The sequence below is a fragment of the Sphingobacteriales bacterium genome (assembly GCA_016719635.1).
Classification (GTDB): Bacteria; Bacteroidota; Bacteroidia; order Chitinophagales; family JADIYW01; genus JADJSS01.
This window is the reverse complement of sequence record JADJYT010000007.1, coordinates 99069-114408: the sequence shown is the minus strand read 5'-3', so window position 1 is coordinate 114408 and position 15340 is coordinate 99069. Positions and strand designations below refer to the sequence as shown.

At 40.2% G+C, this 15340-nt stretch carries 14 protein-coding genes and 1 pseudogene; 9 read left to right on the top strand and 6 right to left on the bottom strand.

The window, feature by feature from the left end:
- Positions 1 to 119 precede the first annotated feature (119 nt).
- On the bottom strand, positions 120 to 1775 hold the full coding sequence (locus tag IPM95_11635) for an AMP-binding protein (protein MBK9329925.1): 1656 nt from the start codon (positions 1773 to 1775) through the stop codon (positions 120 to 122).
- Between the two features lie 402 nt (positions 1776 to 2177).
- Here IPM95_11635 and IPM95_11630 point away from each other — a divergent pair, with 402 nt between their 5' ends.
- On the top strand, positions 2178 to 2750 hold the full coding sequence (locus tag IPM95_11630; protein MBK9329924.1) for a hypothetical protein: 573 nt from the start codon (positions 2178 to 2180) through the stop codon (positions 2748 to 2750).
- 53 nt (positions 2751 to 2803) lie between these two features.
- On the opposite strand, the gene IPM95_11625 is transcribed toward IPM95_11630, so the two are convergent.
- The 5 genes from IPM95_11625 to IPM95_11605 all read right to left on the bottom strand — a co-directional run bounded on the left by IPM95_11625 (position 2804) and on the right by IPM95_11605 (position 6834).
- Positions 2804 to 3334, bottom strand: a complete 531-nt coding sequence (locus IPM95_11625) for a hypothetical protein (protein MBK9329923.1) — start codon at positions 3332 to 3334, stop codon at positions 2804 to 2806.
- 9 nt (positions 3335 to 3343) lie between these two features.
- Complete coding sequence (locus IPM95_11620; protein ID MBK9329922.1) at positions 3344 to 4993, bottom strand: AMP-binding protein; 1650 nt, start codon at positions 4991 to 4993, stop codon at positions 3344 to 3346.
- A gap of 247 nt (positions 4994 to 5240) precedes the next feature.
- Positions 5241 to 5702: an Hsp20/alpha crystallin family protein gene (locus IPM95_11615; GenBank protein MBK9329921.1), complete on the bottom strand. Its 462-nt coding sequence runs from the start codon at positions 5700 to 5702 to the stop codon at positions 5241 to 5243.
- A 138-nt stretch (positions 5703 to 5840) separates the two neighbouring features.
- Positions 5841 to 6476, bottom strand: coding sequence for an SRPBCC family protein (locus IPM95_11610; protein MBK9329920.1), 636 nt, complete (start codon positions 6474 to 6476; stop codon positions 5841 to 5843).
- 31 nt (positions 6477 to 6507) lie between these two features.
- Positions 6508 to 6834 (bottom strand): nucleotide pyrophosphohydrolase, encoded by a 327-nt coding sequence (locus IPM95_11605; GenBank protein ID MBK9329919.1) that lies wholly within the window; start codon positions 6832 to 6834, stop codon positions 6508 to 6510.
- A 51-nt stretch (positions 6835 to 6885) separates the two neighbouring features.
- On the opposite strand from IPM95_11605, the gene IPM95_11600 reads away from it, so the two are divergent.
- The 8 genes and pseudogenes from IPM95_11600 (at position 6886) to IPM95_11565 (ending at position 15286) form a co-directional block, all read left to right on the top strand.
- Complete coding sequence (locus tag IPM95_11600; GenBank protein ID MBK9329918.1) at positions 6886 to 7644, top strand: SDR family NAD(P)-dependent oxidoreductase; 759 nt, start codon at positions 6886 to 6888, stop codon at positions 7642 to 7644.
- 121 nt (positions 7645 to 7765) lie between these two features.
- Positions 7766 to 8358: pseudogene (locus IPM95_11595) on the top strand (NifU family protein).
- A gap of 83 nt (positions 8359 to 8441) precedes the next feature.
- Entirely contained in the window at positions 8442 to 10259 is a 1818-nt protein-coding gene (locus IPM95_11590; protein MBK9329917.1) for a T9SS type A sorting domain-containing protein, read from the top strand.
- A 268-nt stretch (positions 10260 to 10527) separates the two neighbouring features.
- The gene (locus IPM95_11585) at positions 10528 to 12651 is read left to right on the top strand and encodes a nitrite/sulfite reductase (GenBank protein ID MBK9329916.1); all 2124 of its coding nucleotides are present in this window, start codon (positions 10528 to 10530) and stop codon (positions 12649 to 12651) included.
- Positions 12652 to 12707: 56 nt separating this feature from the next.
- Entirely contained in the window at positions 12708 to 13625 is a 918-nt protein-coding gene (locus tag IPM95_11580; protein MBK9329915.1) for a DUF3883 domain-containing protein, read from the top strand.
- Complete coding sequence (locus IPM95_11575) at positions 13622 to 13792, top strand: hypothetical protein (protein MBK9329914.1); 171 nt, start codon at positions 13622 to 13624, stop codon at positions 13790 to 13792. The genes IPM95_11580 and IPM95_11575 overlap by 4 nt, the downstream gene beginning before the upstream one ends.
- An 868-nt stretch (positions 13793 to 14660) precedes the next feature.
- Entirely contained in the window at positions 14661 to 15059 is a 399-nt protein-coding gene (locus tag IPM95_11570) for a DUF3883 domain-containing protein (protein ID MBK9329913.1), read from the top strand.
- A gap of 20 nt (positions 15060 to 15079) precedes the next feature.
- Positions 15080 to 15286: a hypothetical protein gene (locus IPM95_11565; GenBank protein MBK9329912.1), complete on the top strand. Its 207-nt coding sequence runs from the start codon at positions 15080 to 15082 to the stop codon at positions 15284 to 15286.
- The last annotated feature ends 54 nt before the right edge of the window (positions 15287 to 15340 follow it).

The window sequence follows — 15340 nt, the reverse complement described above, 5'->3', positions numbered from 1 at the left end:
ATTCGGACCATGCTGTAAAAAGAGTGATTACCAATACACTAAGTAACGAATTCAGAAAATCCGAGGAACGGAAAACAGTGCACTTGCGTTTTCCCCTCCAGGGAGGGGTCAGGGGTGGGTTACACCCAGATAATTTTCTTCTCTTTCTGCGCCTGCCACTTCAAGAAGTCGTCTGCATATCGTTTTTCCAGTTCATTCCGTTTCACTTTCATGGTCGGGGTGATGAGATCATTCTCCACCGTCCAAGGCTCTTTCATGATGACATACCTGGCGATTCGTTCATGATTGTCCAGGGTGGCATTCACCTCTTCCAGGGTCTGCAGCAAATCTGTTTCAATCTCTTCTTTGCTAAGTTGTATGTCCTCTTCCAAGACGACCAGCGCCATCGGTTGTTTCAGGTTGGCTCCCACCACACAAATCTGCGCAATGTGCTGGTTCTTGACAAGCTCCAGTTCAATCGGTGCCGGTGCGACGTATTTTCCTTTGTCTGTTTTAAATAATTCCTTGATACGTCCTGTAATCTTCAGATAACCTTCTGCATCTATCTCACCCATATCCCCCGTCCGGAGATAGCCGTCCGGCGTAATCGTCTCTGCTGTCTTTTCGGGTTCCTTGTAATAGCCCACCATGGTGCAGTCATTCTTCACCAAAATCTCGCCTTCTGCTGAAATCCGGCATTCCGAATTGGGCATCGAGATGCCGACGGTACCGACCTTGCGGACGCCGGGGCGGTTGCCATGGGAATAGGCACAATTCTCGCTCATTCCATAAGCTTCATAGATATCAATGCCTAATTTTTCATACCAGTTAATCAGCGCAACCGGAATAGGGGCGGCACCACTGATGATAAATTTAGCGGAAGCCAGTCCTGCGTTTTCCTGTATCTTCTTTTTAATCAGATCCGAAAGGAAAGGAATCTGCAGCAGGGTGTCTAATCGCTTTTGCGGCAGGCGGTGCAGGATTTTACTCTGCATGCGCGTCCAGATTAAGGGCACTGCTAAAAAAACCGTCGGTTGTGTATCACGGAGATTTTCCGGCATTTTCTCTATCGACTCCGCGATGGAAATCGGAGCACCCGCATACAGGCCGCCCATCTCCACCAGCATTCTTTCCGCAATATGCGACAAGGGCAGAAAGGACAGGAAGCGTTCCTGTTCCGTCAGCAATCCCAGCCGTTTGATTTCTTCCAGCAAATAGGTCGGCGCGGAAGAAATGGCCATAAAATTATGCATCACCCCTTTGGGCAAGCCTGTGGTTCCGGAAGTATAGATGATGGTCACCAAATCAGTCAGCTTGGGTATATAGTTCTTGGTAACCGGATCTTTATCCTGTATGATTTCATCCCAGTTTTCACAGTCGTCCATTTCCCAAAAAGGGAAATGAATCTTGAGCACAGATTCCGGAACACTATCTTTCTGATTTTTCCACTTCGGCGCTTTTCCGACGAATAGGATTTTACTTTCACTGTGTTCGAGGCAATACTTTACCAGATCGCCGGAGATGCTTGGATATAAGGGCACAGAGACATGTCCGCTCATCATAATAGCCAGATCCGCCATAATCCAATGGGCGCAGTTTTCAGAAAGAATGGCAATCTTGCTTTGCGGGGGCAGTTTCAGCGACCGGATATAAGCCGTCATCCTGCGCACTTCATTTCCGACACGTTTCCAGCTGTAATGAAACCACTGGCTGTTGTGCGCCTGGCGCAGAAATGTATGATGGGCTTTTGATTCTTCGTACTGATAGAATTTCTCTACCGGTGTAATTAATCGCATAGGCATTATCTTGAAAATGAAGTTAGCAGAATTAATTAAAATAGAAAAACGTATGCGCTGATTTTATAAATCACGAAGAAATGCAGCCTGTCAATGATTGTACCAAATGGCCGGAAATATTGATTTCTTTTCATTTGTTAATCCGTAACACTTTCACGCTTATGAGTTGATACTGACACCGTTAACGGCCGCGTTTGACCTGCATCAAACAATTACACCTCAAAACTTAAACTTTCAGTAATAATTGAAAGTATTGAATAATACTATCCAAACATTTTAGTAAGCATTCTTCCAGTTATTCATAACCGCAGGCTAACATGGTTGTTAGATTAAACTTTCAATTTTGTTTGAAAGTTTTGAATCAAAGAAAACATTTTTATAAACCAATTTAAATAAACAAACATGAAAAAATTATTTTTAGCGACATTTGCCTTCCTTACACTGGCTTCATTTGCCAATGAAGGTGAAACGATTATCAGCAATACGCCTGCGGAAAACACTATCACAGAAGAATCTGATCAGGAAGATGTACCCGTTGGTTATGAAAGACGATTCTCTACCATCACAGAGGCAGGGACGTCCTTTGTGTACAACAAGCCGTATTTTAATGTCTACCAGGCCATTGGTATACGCGTGAATCCATATCTTTTTATAGGCCAGGGTGTGGGATTACAGGTATCTGATAATAAAATGCTGCAAATACAGGCAACGGCTGATGTACGGGCGTATGTATTGGACAAGAGAATTACCCCTTTGTTTATGCTGCAGGCGGGTTTAAACAAAGTAAGCAAGGCACCCGAAACAACAGAACAGAAAAGGCCGGGCGACACACAGTTCCTGATGAATATCGGTAGCGGCGTACTGTTTAAGGCCAGAGAGAATGCTTCTTTCACGCTGAACGGCGGCTACTCCCTCTTTACGGATTTCAAAAACAACATGCACGGCGGGTTTATCAAGATCGGGTATGTGTTCTAATCAACCCTGATATAAATTAAAGAATACAGGCGGTACCGGCTGGTACCGTTTTTTTATTTCTCCAGATAAAATAACAGCTTGGGACGAATGGAAAAGTGAAAACTGCGAACGGTCGATAAGATAAAGGCCTTGGAAAGTCTTTCTGAAAAATAGTGATTGACATCAAGTGTCATGCCTTCTCCGCTGCCAAAAAGCAGCAGGACATAATGCTGATCATCCTTGTCGTATTTCCAGATGTTGAAAAATGCGGGACGAACGGTGTTGGTGATTCCTTCATCATACACATAGACATCCAGTGGCGCTCCGAATTTTCCGGTGATTATTTCTGTAGCTTTTGAAAAACAGGCACTTTCATCACCGTAATAGCAGGAATATTCTTCCAGCCCTTTGTCGGTGGCGAATGTATAAGAATAAGCGCTTATTTTTACTTCACTAAAAATGGCATTGTCGGACAATTCCTGCACCTTGCAATTGCTTATTTCCGGATGCGGTTCAGAAACATTGACACCCCACAAATCAAACTTTTCGGCTTTGGTCAGGATGGCCAGAAGGAGTGAAAGGCAGAACAGGAAATATTTTTTCATGCACTATTTTTAGGATTCCCAAACAACCGTATTGGCATCTTTATACCATTTCTCGTAATGTGGTGTCTTATGTCTTTCCAGCACATTACGTTTTACTTTCAATGTAGGCGTCAAGAGATTGTTATCTACCGTCCACTCTTCATTCATCACAACAATCTTTTTGAGTTTTTCATGTTTATCCAGGAGCTGGTTCACTTCCTGCATGGTATCCTCCAGGCTCTTTATCAGGGTATCATTATCCTCTTTTTTGCCGTCCAGTGACAATACGACCAGCGCCATTGTTTGGGGCAGATTCGCACCCACCACACAAACCTGTTCTATAAATGTATTCTTGGATAGCTCCAGTTCTATCGGTGCCGGCGCCACATATTTCCCTTTATCCGTTTTGAAAATATCCTTGATACGCCCCGTTATTTTCAGAAAGCCCTGTTCATCAATTTCACCCTGATCACCGGTACACAGGAAACCGTCTTCGGTAATCGTCTCTTTCGTTTTCTCGTCTTCCTTATAATACCCCAACATGGTTGCATCACTTTTTACCTGTATTTCCCCTTCCTCCGATAAACGGACTAAACAATTCGGCAGAGGCGTACCAACATAACCCGGTCTTCTGTTATCTTTTCTGGTTAAATGAGAATAGGCGCAATTTTCTGTCATGGCATACGCCTCACAGATAATGAAATCCAGCTTCTCAAACCAATTCATGGTTACGACGGGCATCGGAGCCGCACCGGTCAGTAAATATTTGGCATGTTCCAGGCCAAGCCCTTCTTTAATTTTCTTCTTGATAATGCCATTCAGTATCGGAATTTTCAACAGTATATTTAACCTGGACTGAGGCATTTTTGACAATATTCCCATTTGGAATTTTGTCCAGATTCGCGGTACGGCAAGAAATACCGTAGGTTTCGTGTCTTTTAAATTGGCAGGAAAAGAATCCAGTGATTCGGCGAATGAAATGGTCGCACCACAATACAATCCCCCCATTTCCACCAAAGCACGTTCTGCAATATGAGACAATGGAAGGTAGGAGAAAAAGCGCTCCTCTCCGTTCAGGTCCTTCAAAACAGTGAGCGCCCAACTGGCTGCATAGGAAATAGCATGCACACTGTGTACCACCCCTTTGGGTAACCCTGTGGTACCGGAAGTGTAAATGATGGTCATAATGTCGGATGGTGCCTGCAGGAAGTTCTCTTTAAACGGTTCCGTATTTGCCATGATATCATCCCAGTTTTCATATCCTTCTTCTGTCCAGAGCGGATAGGAAATTCCTTTCACGTTATCCGGTAATCCGGATCGTTGTTTGCTCCAGTCATCCAGTTTCCCGATAAATGCGACTTTGGCTTCACAGTGCTCCAAACAGTATCGTATCAAATCGCCCGGGATGGTCGGGTATAATGGCACGGATACATGGCCGGCCATCATGATAGCCAGGTCGCTCATGATCCAGTGTGCGCAGTTCTTGGATATGATGGCAATCTTGCTTTGAGGAGGCAGATTCAGGCTGCGCAAATAAGCCGCCATCCTGCGTATTTCATCATCCGCTTTTTTCCAGCTGTAATGAATCCATTCACCGTTATACGGCTGACGTAAAAAAGTTTTTTCCGGTTTCTGCTCAGTCCACTGATACAGCATTTCTAAAGGCGACTTGATAACCATGGTATAAAAAATGTGTTAAGGTAAATAACGGATAAATATAAAGAATTTATCCAAAATAAATGGACAAAGTTCTGACTTAAACGGGTAATTTTTTCAGAATGCCGTTTGTGAGAAACGGAACAGTGTTATTCTGGATAATTTCCTAATGACTTGAGATGGTCTACAGTCGGAAGTCGGAACCATAATAATAAACACCTTGAATGGTGCTAGCCATTCAAGGTGTGCATTAATTGATTGAACTACGTCTTTACGAAATAGATATTGTCTTGGCTTTTTTCTCTACCGCTTCCACCGTCTTTTTAGGAACGTGGACATTTAAGATCCCATCCTCGTATTTCGCTTCAATCTTTTCCGTGTCAACGGTATCTTCATCCACCGTGAAACTTCTTTTGAAAGCGCTGAAACTGAATTCTCTTCGGGTATATCTGCCCTCTTTGTCTTTCTCTTCCGTTTCTTTCCTTACTTCTGAAGAGATGGTTAATAAATCATTTTCCAGTTCCACGTTGATGTCTTCTTTCTTCAATCCCGGTGCGGCTACTTCAATTTTGTACTCTTTTTCCGTTTCCAGGATGTTTACTGCCGGAACACTTTTTGCCATTGTACTGAACGATTTGGACGGTACAAAGTCAAACAGGTCTTTAGCAAAAAAATCATCGAACAATGCTGGAAAACTGTTGTGAACGCCTGAATTTCTTTTAATAAGTGTCATGGTATCCTCCTTTTTTTAAGTTTATTAATTTTTTACCTCATTAATTCAAATAAAATACCAAACCAATTTGTGTTCCTTTTTTAAACAAAAAACGGACATAAAGTCCGTTTTTATACTATTTATATGACATAATTTCCGTTATTTATTTATAACAACGCAATCTTGTGCAATTTTTGCAGAAACAGAGTCAATAACTTTTGTGGAAACAGAATCAATGGTTTTGCCGGTACTGCCAGCATCCGGATTTGCTTTAAGATACGCATTCATTTTTTCATCCGTTGCCTTAAATGCTTTTAACATCATTGGTTTCATCAGCAACCGAGCCATTAGTTTTTCAACTATTCCTACCGTTTTAGTATTCAGGGCACTCGTTAATTCAGTTCCTTCATCTGTCGACCGGATAATGTATTCAGAAAACCCATCATTCTGACCTACAAATTTCAGCCGGGACTGAACATACTCGTTCAATACCGTTCGCTCAATGGTAAAGGAGCCGTTTCCCACCTCTTTTTTATCGCTTTTCCAGGAATAACTGGCACCCACACCGGAAGGAATATCATTGTATGTAATGACCATCTTATCATCCAACCCCCTCCAGTATGACCAGTTCTCCCAGTTTTTCAGCGTCACTAACTGCTCATACACCACCTCCGGCGAAGCATCGATTGTATGTTTATAAGAGACTCTGAAATTTTCATCCATAAAGAACGTGCTGCCAACGGCTACCAGCAAAAGTGCGACAACCGACATAAAAATCCCTCTTACTATTTTCATACTGACTGATTTTATAATCCAAGATACTTATTTATTTTAATTTTTCATTATTCCGATGACGGTCAGCATCTCTTTTAGTTTTCTTATCCATGTTTTTTTCCAATGCTTTTGTCAAATCCACCCCCGTTTGATTAGCAATACAAATCAATACAAACAAAACATCTGCAAGTTCATCCGCCAAATCTTTATCCATGTCGGAAGATTTAAAGGATTGCTCTCCATATTGCCGCGCGATTATTCTAGCCACTTCACCAACTTCCTCCGTCAGAACAGCCATATTGGTCAGTTCACTGAAATAGCGTATTCCTGTTGTGTTTATCCATTTATCAACGGTCTGTTGTGCTTCCTGTATGGTCATGTTTTGTTCTTTGAACTAAAAATAAGAAGTTAATGCTTACTTTTGCAAACAATGAACAAGATTATCCTTATTACAGGTGCGACTTCCGGTTTTGGGGAAGCGTCTGCACATAAATTTGCTCAAAACGGGTGGGACGTAATCATTACCGGACGACGTAAAGAACGATTGGCAACCTTAGAAACGGCACTAAGGTCTTCTTATAGAACAGACGTACTGAGTTTATGTTTTGATGTCAGAAACTTAAACGAAGTACAGCAATCCATTTCATCCCTAACGGGTAAATGGATAAACCTAGATGTGCTTTTGAACAATGCCGGACTGGCAGCCGGCCGCGGCCCCATCCAGGAAGGTGTCTATGAAGACTGGGAGCAAATGATTGATACGAACATTAAAGGGTTGTTGTACATGACACGTGAGGTTGTCCCACTGATGATTGCCCGCTCCAGAGGGCATATTATCAATGTGTCATCACTTGCAGGATGGGAAGCCTATGGCGGCGGCAATGTCTATTGCGGCACCAAACATGCCGTGCGTGCCATCACCCGTAGCGCACGCATCGACCTCGTTCAGCACAATATAAAAGTATCGGTTATCAGTCCGGGTGCTGCAGAAACAGAGTTTTCGCTGGTGCGATTCAAAGGTGATGAACAAAAGGCAAATTCGGTTTATGAAGGTTATCAGCCATTAAAAGCGGAAGACGTAGCGGAAAGCATTTATTTTATGGCTTCACAGCCTCCACATGTGAATATCGAAGAAATTTTCATTCTGCCCACCGCACAGGCCACCGCCACCATTACACATAAAAGCTAACCGTTATTGCATATTTTACTCGTCATTGCGAGGTACGAAGCAATCTCCTGAACATAAAGAACCAAAAAAGCGTTATTAAAAGAAATCTAAACACTCATAACTAATTACCAAATACAATAAAATGGAACCTGCCACTAAAATACCGGTGATGATTTATACAGAATCTACCCCAAACCCAAATACGCTCAAATTCGTTACGAATAAAGCCCTTCTGTTGAATGACTCTGTAGAATTTCAATCGGCGGAGGAAACCGATGAGGCTCCCCTTGCCAAAGCCTTGTTCGGGTTTGACAACGTGACGAATGTGTTCATTACAAACAATTTTGTAACCATCACCAAGACCGAAGACGCCCTTTGGGCGAAATTATGATTTCCATTAAAGACTTCCTGAAAAAATACATTGACGAAGGCGGTGTTATCTTAACGGAAAACTTCGTGAAACCCACCAAAACGGCGACCAATGAAGTAAGCGATAACGACAGTGATGTGGAAATCCGCATTAAAGGCGCATTGGATAAATACGTAAAACCGGCCGTAGAAATGGATGGCGGTAATATTTCTTTCGTGAAATTTGAAGAAGGCAAACTGACGCTTCAATTGCAAGGTTCGTGCAGTGGTTGCCCTTCTTCCACCGTTACCTTGAAACAAGGCATTGAAAACTTACTGAAACGTTTTGTTCCCGAGGTGCAGGAAGTAGTGGCAGAGAATGAGTAAGTGCTGATTTTGTTTATTTTATAGTGAATAAATAACATTAACTTTAGAGTGCCTATTCACACAAAAACATCAAACCGCTCTACATGTTAATACGTTGCAGGAATAAATTAAAAAGGAATCTGTTTTCCGGATTTTTAACAGTTTGTAGTTTCTATCTTTATAATAATCTCTTTGCCGGCACCATTCCGGATAGTCTGATTACCGACTGGTCCAAAGCAGGCGTACAAGGCGCAATAGAATATCCGTACCGTATTATTTCTATCATGGATGTTGGCGGACAAAATGATTCTTCCGGCAATAACAGTACCGCTTTTCAAAATGCATTAACGGCATTGAACGGAAATCCGGGAATTATTTGTTTCCCGTCCGGCAGGTTTTTGTTTACAAACCCGATAAACATACCTGCAAATATCATATTTAAAGGAAACAGCAGTGACAGCACCACCTTATATTTTAATCTTTCCGGAAACAATAACTGTATTAATGTAAATGGCAGTGTAACCGGCACAAAGACACCGGTCTTAACAGGAATGTCAAAAGGAAACAAGACACTAGGCGTAACCAATTCAGCCGGTTTTATGGTTGGTGATTATATTCAAATTAAACAGGACGGAAACACGCTGACGACATCCCCCTGGGCTTATAATTCATTTTATCAGATGGCAAAGATTGCCGCCATCTCAGGAAATGACATCACGATCGAATCACCGCTTCGTTTAACATTCAGTGCCAGCCTGAATCCGATGATAATAAAAGTAAATCCGGTTCAAAAGACAGGTATAGAGAGTTTAAAATTAAAAAGACTGGATGCGACCACTCAACAGACAAGCAATATCAGTTTTACAAATGCAGCAAATTGCTGGATTAGAGGCGTGGAATCCATTAACTCAAACTATGCACATATTTTATTAGAAAGTTCGATACATTGCTCATTAGAAGGAAATTATCTGCACGATGCTTTCGCATACGGCGGCGGCGGACAGGGATATGGATTTGTTTTGCAGTTTGGAACCAGCGAAAATCTTATTTATAATAATATTGCCAAACATCTGCGTCATGCTGTTTTAATGCAGGCTGCCACAAACGGAAATGTTATAGCCTATAACTATACCTTAGATCCATTTTGGACGGAAGGCATCTTTCCAGCTAATTCCGCAGGAGATATTGTGTTGCATGGAAATTATAATTTTACCAATTTAATTGAAGGCAACATCTGCCAGAATATTATTATTGATAATTCTCACGGCAATAATGGTCCTTATAATACCTTTTTCAGGAACAGGGCCGAACTGTATGGCATTATTATGAATACAGGCGCAGGTGATAAGATGAACTTTGCCGGAAATGAGGTGACCAATACCGGTTTTTTATTGGGAAATTATTCATTAACAGGATCCAATTTCCAGTTTGGCAATAACATAAAAGGTACCATAACGCCTTTCGGAACAAACAGCCTTCCGGAAACGACACTGTTCAAAGCGCCTTTCAGTTCTGCTATAGGAATACCCAACGCATTGAATTCTGGCACCAACATGGCTAAAACAAGATGGTTAAGCGCCGGTCCAAAAACAGTAAATGCTGGTATCTTTTATTGCCGAACTGATACGAATGCCGTAAGTACCGGAATACGAAAAGACCAGGTAATTGCATCTTTAAGTGTTTATCCCAATCCGGCAAACGGAAAATGTACCGTTTTCTTCGAGGTAAAGGACGGCCAGACAACACAACTGCAGCTGAACGACATAACAGGACATGTTATTAGTAGAAAAGAACTGAAAACAGGCAATGTTCATATTGTAGAATGGGAACAAAAAAGCAGCGGAGGAATCTATATTTTGCAGATTATTCAGAATAACGTGCTCATTGCCGCTTCAAAAATAAATTTAACAGCCCCTGATTAACATCTTTATAATTTAACAAGGTTTAAAAAATCATTAACACAACCCATCTTTCCATATTTATTTATACTTTTACTTAAATGAAAGTATCAGTCAGCCTATTTAATTGTTGTTGTGTTTGTCTGCAGTAATCGGATAGGTTGATATTTACATAAAAAATTATAAGCCTGTCCGTATACGACAGGTTTTTTTATACCTCGTCATTGCGAGGCACGAAGCAATCTATTCAACAGATTCCTCGCTGCACTCGGAATGACGGTAAATCGAAAATATGAGCATCATTATTACCAAAAACATTTCACCGGAAGCAGCCAGAGATATCTTTGAGTTGCAGCAGAAAATCAACGCCTTTCAGAACGGAGAAATGCCGGAAGACAAATTCAAGGCATTCCGCCTGACACGAGGCGTTTACGGGCAGCGGCAGCTGGGTGTTCAAATGTTCCGGACCAAATTTCCCTTTGGAAAGATTACCCCAAAGCAACTCGTACGGGTAGCGGAACTATCCGAGCAATATGCCAGCAGCAACCTGCATTTGACTACACGTCAGAATATACAGCTGCACTACGTAAAAGTAACCGATGCACCGGCCATCTGGGCAGGGCTGGAAGATGTAGGCGCCACCGGCCGCGAAGCCTGCGGCAATACCGTACGGAATATCACGGCTTCCTCCAGGGCCGGTATCGATCCGGATGAACCGTTTGATGTCGCTCCCTATGCACAAGCCGCCTTTGAGTTTTTCCTCCGCAATCCGATTTGTCAGGAAATGGGCAGAAAAGTGAAAATCGCTTTTTCCTCTTCCGACAAAGATTCCGCCTATACCTTCCTCCACGATTTCGGGTTTATCCCGCGGATTGCTGACGATGAACGCGGCTTTAAAGTGGTCGTGGGCGGCGGACTGGGCGCACAGGCTATCCTGGCTCAAACCGCTTACGAGTTCTTACACGAAGACCATGTGATTCCGTTTATGGAAGCGGCCTTACGTGTCTTCGACCGCTACGGGGAACGTACCCGCCGCCACAAAGCCCGTATGAAATACCTGATTAAAGACCTGGGCCTGGATAAATTTATGGAGCTGGTGGAAAAGGAACGCACGGCGAATAAAGCAAAAGAATACCGGGTAGATACAGCCGCTGTCGCTGACGGAGCACCTGCACATCAGAATATTGCCCCACCGGTTGAAATTAAGAACCGGAAACGTTATGAGGACTGGTTAAAGACCAATATTTTTGAACAGAAACAACCCGGCTATTTTGCCGTCGCACTCAAAGTAACCAAAGGAGATATCAAACCGGACCAGGCGCGAAAAATAGCCGAGATAGCCGAATGGTATGCCTCTGAAGACATGCGTATCACCATGAATCAGGGATTGCTGCTAAAATTTGTGCGGGAGGGATCTTTGCCTTATCTCTTTTACGAATTAGACAGGATGGGATTTGCGAATCCCGGGTTTGATAGCATCGCCGATGTCACCACCTGTCCGGGCACAGACACCTGCAACCTGGGCGTCACCAACAGCATGACCTTAGGCAAAGTGCTGGAAGATGTGATTCAGGATGAATTCTACCACCTGATCTTTGATTCTGAAATTAAAATAAAAATAAGCGGCTGCATGAACTCCTGCGGCCAGCACATGGCGGCGAATATCGGCTTGCACGGCAGCTCCATCAAGGTGGGCGAACTGGTAGCACCTGCCATGCAGGTCGTACTGGGCGGAGGGGTGGATATCAATGGTGTTGGGTCTGTTGGGGATAAGATCGTAAAGCTTCCGACCAAACGAACTCCTGAAATGCTGCGCATCCTTTTGAATGATTATGAAACCAACAGCAGTGAAGGCGAGTACTTCAATGACTATTATCGCCGCCAGGGCAAAAATTATTTTTACACCCTGCTGAAGCCATTGGCAAATGCCGATTTGTATACCGACGATGATTTCATCGACTATGACGGTGTCGAACATTTCACCCCTGAAATAGGCGTGGGAGAATGCGCCGGTGTGATGTATGATATGGTAGGGCACATCATCCGAGATGCGGAAACCAAACAACTCGACGCGGCAGAGCAGTTGAAAGTAAACAGGTATCCCGAAGCCATTTATTATGCGTACACGGGTTTTGTAATTGCAGCCAAGGCCTTGCTGCTGAGCAAAGATGTGGAGTGCAATACACAAATAAAGATCTTGCAGGATTTTGATAAAACATTTGTCACAGACGGCACTTTCCGGATAGAAAACGGATTTGAAAACATGGTTCTTCAAATCAACCGATATGAGCCGGAAAAAGAATTTGCCGAGAGTTATGTCGCGCAGTTTCATCAGTTTCTGAAAGCGGTGATTGCCTACAGGGAACAGAAGATGAGCGGCGACAAGCTGGTGGTGGAGAGTAATTATAAGGCATAATACCATTAAGGATTGAATTCATTGTATATTTATTGTATTTTCATTTAAGAGAATACATGAAGAAGGCATTCTATTCTATATTATTTACATCCTCCATAATATTAGCTTGTATCCTCTTTTATTTTGTTAATAAATACGACATAACTCACTTAAATAACCTCTACACATTTTTTCTGTTTGTTTTAATTTCGATTATTTATTCAACTGCAATAATCGGATTCTGGCAAAACAATATTGCAAGATCTAAAAACAAAACAATTGAAAGAGATTCAATTACAATATTTGATAAGAAGAGTGTACCCATTAACAATTATCCAACAACTGAAGTATTGATACCAAGTGTCAGCACTCATGAAGATATTAATCTACTTACAAATGAAGAGGAACCTTATACACAGCCACCAGAGACTCGTTTAGAGATCAATTCAGACACAAATAAAAAAAATGAAGAAGCTTTTTCCAATGATACAACAACAACTTTTTCTGAGGATGAAACTAGTCAAACAAACTCACCTGATATTTTAAATATAGAAGATAGTAAGGTTCTAGAGAGTAACAATAAAAAGTTTAATGCAAAAAAAATAGATTGGGAAAGAATCAATCTTTTGCGGGCTGATATTGGAAAGGTCGGAGAAGAGATAGCAGTCCAGTATTTTAAAACAATTTATAAAGAAGTTAACCACGCTTCATTAAATTGGGATGGATTAGGTTATGATCTGGTATTGATAGATAATGAAAATCAGGTCTTTTACGCTGAAGTAAAAACCACTACTAAAGAATTTGGACAAAATATTTTTATGAGCCAGAATGAAGTTGATTTTATGAATAACCATCCTGAAAAATTCATATTATGCATTGTATATCGATTGGATTTATCAAATAATGATGCAGAAATTAAACTATTAAATGGCAAAGAAGAAATAAATAACTTTTTTGATTTTGAAGCCCAAAGTTTTTCAATTTCATTCAAATGAAACCTGTAACAAAAGAACAATTTGAGTTTATCCAGACGAACTATGTAAATCCTGAAAAATATGAATTGGATTTGGAGATTATTAATAATCAGATTTTGTTTGAAAACAAAATAACAATTGGATTTAAAATTCAATTGTTGGATTTCTTTTCCCTTTCTTATATTTAGTCTCAATTTTTGGGACTTTATAAATGCATATCTGTAAACTATAAATTCTGAAAATGATTTTGCTTTGGTTGGATTTCATTTTGTTGGAACAATATTTTACTGGTTGTAATTTTGGATAAAATCAATACAGATAACATTAAAAATTTCAACAAGTTCTTTCTTTATTAGATCAAAAAAAAACAATATAAAGAAATAAATCTTCCTTTGATGGATTTTGAATGAATTAAGATTAAAAGTTGAGACAAAATCAGATAATCAAAATAATTTAATAAATGGATTAGGTGGAGAATGATAAATCCTTTCTTCATGCAAGAACTACAAATCAGGATTAAAAATTTGAAAAGAATTTCATCACGATAAAAGGGATAAATAACTCACTTCAACTTGGCCTTTCCGATGATGAAAAATTAATACTAATTCTAGAAGAACAAAAATCGATGGTGTAAATGGAAGAAATACAAGAAGCTAAGGACTCTTAAAAGATGAAATTATAAATAATGAAGGACAAGAAGCTATAATAAAAGAAAAAGAATTAGAAGAACAAGTAAAAAGGAATGAAAGACTTGCAGAATATGAAAAGAAACAAGAAGAACAAAATAGAATATATGAAGAGAATAGACAACAAAGATTAAAAGAAGCTGAAGAAAGAAGGAAAGAAAGAGAAATAATCTTAAGAATTGAACAAGAAAATAGAAAACAGCAAAAAGAAGAAGAGAAATTTCAGAGGTTTTTTAAAAAACAAATTGAAAAGACAAATAATGTACTCAAACCGAAAATTAAGGTTAATAAACCCAGAATTAAAGTAAATAAGGTAATTACACCTGATAAATTAAAACAAATAGTAGAGCGAAAACTAACAATAGGTACTTTGGGCGAACAATTAATATTTGAAGAATTAAAATTAAGACTAATTAGCACTATCTATCAGCCTTTAATTGAAGAGTTTAAACATGTTTCAATTGAACACGGCGACGGTTTAGGTTATGATATTTTAGCGTATAATGAAAGTGCCGAAAAGATTTATGTAGAAGTAAAAACCACAACAGCAAAATATCCGGCAGCTTCATTTTCAAAAAACGAAATATCATTTGCTAATCAATTTGATGAAAATTATGTATTGTTTTTGGTTCACAATCTTAATACTGATTACAATAGTTTCGAATATATTGAGATACATGGATTTTCAAATGTTAAAGAACAACTTAGTTTTCAACCAACGAATTATAAATTGAGATTAAAACCCGATAATTCTGAGAACAATCAATAAAATATTTAGTATCTTTAAATATGCAAATAAAGCAGAATAGCGAACAAATAATTATTTCTATTCCAAATAATGCAGATGCTTTTGGCAAACAAAAGTTAATAGAATATGCAAAATACTTAGAACTTACAGACAACAAAAAAGTATTTAAAAAAGAAGCAGACAAGTTTGCAGAAGAAACAACTACCGTCTGGTGGAAAAAGAATAAGAAACATTTTGTTAAAACATGAATGTTATTGTAAAGAAAACTTTTTAAGTAACTAAAGAAGTGGCGGAAAGTAGCA

What these genes read in the sequence shown, in the direction of transcription:
- IPM95_11580 (MBK9329915.1), top strand. Translation starts at nt 12,708, where the DNA reads ATGAAGAAGGCATTCTATTCTATATTATTTACATCCTCCATAATATTA.
- IPM95_11600 (MBK9329918.1), top strand. Translation starts at nt 6,886, where the DNA reads ATGAACAAGATTATCCTTATTACAGGTGCGACTTCCGGTTTTGGGGAA.
- IPM95_11590 (MBK9329917.1), top strand. Translation starts at nt 8,442, where the DNA reads ATGTTAATACGTTGCAGGAATAAATTAAAAAGGAATCTGTTTTCCGGA.
- IPM95_11635 (MBK9329925.1), bottom strand. Translation starts at nt 1,775, where the DNA reads ATGCGATTAATTACACCGGTAGAGAAATTCTATCAGTACGAAGAATCA.
- IPM95_11565 (MBK9329912.1), top strand. Translation starts at nt 15,080, where the DNA reads ATGCAAATAAAGCAGAATAGCGAACAAATAATTATTTCTATTCCAAAT.
- IPM95_11575 (MBK9329914.1), top strand. Translation starts at nt 13,622, where the DNA reads ATGAAACCTGTAACAAAAGAACAATTTGAGTTTATCCAGACGAACTAT.
- IPM95_11625 (MBK9329923.1), bottom strand. Translation starts at nt 3,334, where the DNA reads ATGAAAAAATATTTCCTGTTCTGCCTTTCACTCCTTCTGGCCATCCTG.
- IPM95_11605 (MBK9329919.1), bottom strand. Translation starts at nt 6,834, where the DNA reads ATGACCATACAGGAAGCACAACAGACCGTTGATAAATGGATAAACACA.
- IPM95_11585 (MBK9329916.1), top strand. Translation starts at nt 10,528, where the DNA reads ATGAGCATCATTATTACCAAAAACATTTCACCGGAAGCAGCCAGAGAT.
- IPM95_11615 (MBK9329921.1), bottom strand. Translation starts at nt 5,702, where the DNA reads ATGACACTTATTAAAAGAAATTCAGGCGTTCACAACAGTTTTCCAGCA.
- IPM95_11630 (MBK9329924.1), top strand. Translation starts at nt 2,178, where the DNA reads ATGAAAAAATTATTTTTAGCGACATTTGCCTTCCTTACACTGGCTTCA.
- IPM95_11610 (MBK9329920.1), bottom strand. Translation starts at nt 6,476, where the DNA reads ATGAAAATAGTAAGAGGGATTTTTATGTCGGTTGTCGCACTTTTGCTG.
- IPM95_11620 (MBK9329922.1), bottom strand. Translation starts at nt 4,993, where the DNA reads ATGGTTATCAAGTCGCCTTTAGAAATGCTGTATCAGTGGACTGAGCAG.